Source organism: Pseudomonas sp. 2VD, from assembly GCF_005503585.1.
Lineage (GTDB): Bacteria > Pseudomonadota > Gammaproteobacteria > Pseudomonadales > Pseudomonadaceae > Pseudomonas > Pseudomonas aeruginosa.
The window spans coordinates 1-2,980 of the sequence record NZ_SCND01000530.1 but is presented as its reverse complement, the minus strand read 5'-3'; the positions used below and the strand labels follow the sequence as shown (position 1 = coordinate 2,980).

Sequence of the window (2,980 nt, the reverse complement as noted above, 5' to 3'; positions counted from 1 at the left end):
AGACAGCTTGTGGCTGTTCATGAAGGTGGGAATCCCCACGTAGAGCAGGTAGACCGTGTAGCTGATCGCCGCCACCCCGACGATCATTCCCAGCCAGAGGTGCGGATACAGCGCCGCCAGCCCGGCGATGAACAGCGGCGTGGCGTTGTAGGCGGCGAACACGATGCACTGGGTCAGGCTCGGGTTGGCGTCGTAGGTCCGCGCCATCCAGTGGATGAACGCGCCCATCACTGCCACCCCGGCGAGCATCGCCAGGTAGGTGAGGACCGTCATCTGCAACGCGCTGGCCTGGGTCAGCTTGACCGGATCGCCGCCGCCGACCACCCAGCCGACCTGGGTCGTGCCGATATAGGCGGAAATCGCCGGAATGGCAGCCAGGATCAGGATGTGGGTCAGGTACATGTGGCTGATGCTTTCTTCTTCGCCACGGATTTCCTGCCATTCCTGATCGGGATGGGTGAAGAGCCCCCATACATGATGGATCATGCCGTTTCCTCCTCGTTCTTATGTGGTCGCCCCCCAGCGAAGCGCCGGGCGCGCATGGACAGCGCCACCCGGTGCTCGGCCGACCTATGCGACCTTATGTCGCAGTATAGGAACGGCCCGACCCCGCGTCGCTCGCGGGGTTAGAGCAAATCGAAGCTTCACGGCCGGCTGTAATAGCGTTGCAGTATTTCCATCGCCTTGTTGATCGATTGCAGGCGCGCGGTGCTGCCGCCGCGGTCGGGATGGTGCTGGCTGACCAGTTGCCGGTAGCGCAGCTTGATGGCGGGATAGTCGACCGCGCCTTCCAGCTCGAACAGGGCGAGGGCGGCGGCCTTCTCCTCGCTGCCCTGCATGCGCGTCCAGAAACTCTGCAGCAGCCGCTCGACGTCGGCCTCGCTGGTCTCCCCCAGGTGACGCAGGTTGAGGTAGTAGTCGCGCAGCGGATCGCCCTGTTCCAGCGCCTGCGTGCCATCCACGTAAGGACGCAGGCGCAGGCTCAGCGGGCTGATCTCCAGGTGCGCCTCGCGCTCGGCCCAGAGGTGGTCGCGCAGGTGGTAGAGCGCGTTGAACAGGAGGAAATGGGTGCGGAACAGCACCAGCTTGTCGGCCAGTTCGCGATGGGGGATATGCGTCGAATGGCGGGCCTTCAGCAGCTGGATCAGCTGGTATTCGGAAAGCCCCTCGGGATGCTCGCGCAGCAGGCAGAGGATCTGCCCGGCGAGGTCGAGGCGGTGGTCGAGGTCGGGAGTCATGGGGCAAGACTAGCATCGGGCGTCGGGAGGGGCTGGGGTCGGCGTCGCTTTGTGCGTAAAATAGCCAGCTTTTCTCCTCGAACACCCGGATTCCAGAGCACCATGGGCACCCTTTCGGTCAATCAGAACAAACTGCAGAAGCGCCTGCGCCGCCTGGCCGGCGAGGCCATCACCGACTTCAACATGATCGAGGATGGCGACAAGGTCATGGTCTGCCTGTCCGGCGGCAAGGACAGCTACACCATGCTCGACATCCTGCTCTACCTGCAGAAGGTCGCGCCGATCCGCTTCGAGATCGTTGCGGTGAACATGGACCAGAAGCAGCCCGGTTTTCCCGAGCATGTCCTGCCGGAGTACCTGAAGTCGATCGGCGTGGAGTACCACATCGTCGAGAAGGACACCTACTCGGTGGTCAAGGAGAAAATCCCGGAAGGCAAGACCACCTGCTCGCTGTGCTCGCGCCTGCGCCGCGGCACGCTGTACACCTTCGCCGACGAGATCGGCGCGACCAAGATGGCTCTCGGTCACCATCGCGACGACATCCTCGAGACCTTCTTCCTCAACATGTTCTACGGCGGCACCCTGAAGGCCATGCCGCCGAAGCTGCTGGCCGACGACGGGCGCAACGTGGTGATCCGGCCGCTGGCCTATTGCAGCGAGAAGGACATCGAGGCCTATTCCCAGCTCAAGGAGTTCCCGATCATCCCCTGCAACCTCTGCGGTTCGCAGGAGAACCTGCAGCGCCAGGTGGTCAAGGAAATGCTGCTGGAATGGGAACGCAAGTCGCCGGGGCGTACCGAGATCATGTTCCGCGCCCTGCAGAACGTGGTGCCGTCGCAACTGGCCGACCGCAACCTGTTCGACTTCGCCAACCTGCGCATCGACGAGAACGCCACGCCGCGCTTCCTCGACGTGATGAACCTCTGAGCCGCGCCGCGGGTCAGTTCTTCTCTCCGGTCTGCAAGGATTCCCGATGCGCGACTACGCCTGGATGTACGAATACTGCCTGAACCGCTTCGGCTCCAGGGAGGCGCTGGAAGCGCGCCTGCCGCAGCCGAAGAGCGCCGCCGAGCTGCGCACGGTGGGTGACGACCGCTACCTGTCGCTGATCAGCCTGCGGATCTTCCGCGCCGGCCTCAAGCACAGCCTGGTGGACGCCAAGTGGCCGGCCTTCGAGGAAGTGTTCTTCGGCTTCGATCCGCAGAAGGTCGTGCTCATGAGCGCCGAGCATCTCGAGCGGCTGATGCAGGACGCCCGCCTGATCCGCCACCTGGGCAAGCTCAAGAGCGTGCCGCGCAATGCGCAGATGGTGCTCGACCTGGCCCGCGAGCATGGCAGCTTCGGCAACTTCCTCGCGGATTGGCCGGAAACCGACATCGTCGGCCTGTGGAAGCTGCTGAGCAAGCGCGGCAACCAGCTCGGCGGCTTGTCGGCGCCGCGTTTCCTGCGGATGGCCGGCAAGGACACCTTCATTCCCAGCGACGACATGGTCGCCGCGCTGAAGGCCCAGGAGATCATCGACAAACCGCCCACCAGCCTCAAGGACCTGGCGGCCGTCCAGGGAGCCTTCAACCAGTGGCGCGAGGAGAGTGGTCGGCCGCTGTGCCAGCTGTCGGTGATGCTGGCGCATACGGTCAATCACTGAGCTAGAGGCTCAGCCGACCGCTGCCGATCATCCACAGCGCCGCCAGCGCGAGGACCAGCACCAGCGCCGCGACGCTGCCTTCGGCGCGATTGCCGAA

Annotated in this window: 5 protein-coding genes; 2 read left to right on the top strand and 3 right to left on the bottom strand. The window is 64.3% G+C overall.

Annotation, left to right across the window (positions count from 1 at the left end; genetic code table 11):
• Both FFS27_RS31140 and FFS27_RS31135 read right to left on the bottom strand, forming a co-directional pair.
• A partial coding sequence (locus FFS27_RS31140; RefSeq protein WP_137952470.1) for a Yip1 family protein occupies positions 1 to 486 on the bottom strand: 486 nt, incomplete at its 3' end.
• A gap of 158 nt (positions 487 to 644) precedes the next feature.
• Complete coding sequence (locus tag FFS27_RS31135; RefSeq protein ID WP_003140521.1) at positions 645 to 1,238, bottom strand: DNA-J related domain-containing protein; 594 nt, start codon at positions 1,236 to 1,238, stop codon at positions 645 to 647.
• A gap of 102 nt (positions 1,239 to 1,340) precedes the next feature.
• On the opposite strand from FFS27_RS31135, the gene ttcA reads away from it, so the two are divergent.
• The gene (gene ttcA, locus FFS27_RS31130; RefSeq protein ID WP_003082462.1) at positions 1,341 to 2,165 is read left to right on the top strand and encodes a tRNA 2-thiocytidine(32) synthetase TtcA; all 825 of its coding nucleotides are present in this window, start codon (positions 1,341 to 1,343) and stop codon (positions 2,163 to 2,165) included.
• Between the two features lie 46 nt (positions 2,166 to 2,211).
• Entirely contained in the window at positions 2,212 to 2,883 is a 672-nt protein-coding gene (locus FFS27_RS31125; protein ID WP_009315487.1) for a DNA-3-methyladenine glycosylase I, read from the top strand.
• A 1-nt stretch (position 2,884) separates the two neighbouring features.
• Here FFS27_RS31125 and FFS27_RS33920 read toward each other — a convergent pair.
• Positions 2,885 to 2,980, bottom strand: a 96-nt coding sequence (locus tag FFS27_RS33920; protein WP_256659817.1) for a hypothetical protein, incomplete at its 5' end; no start/stop codon positions are given.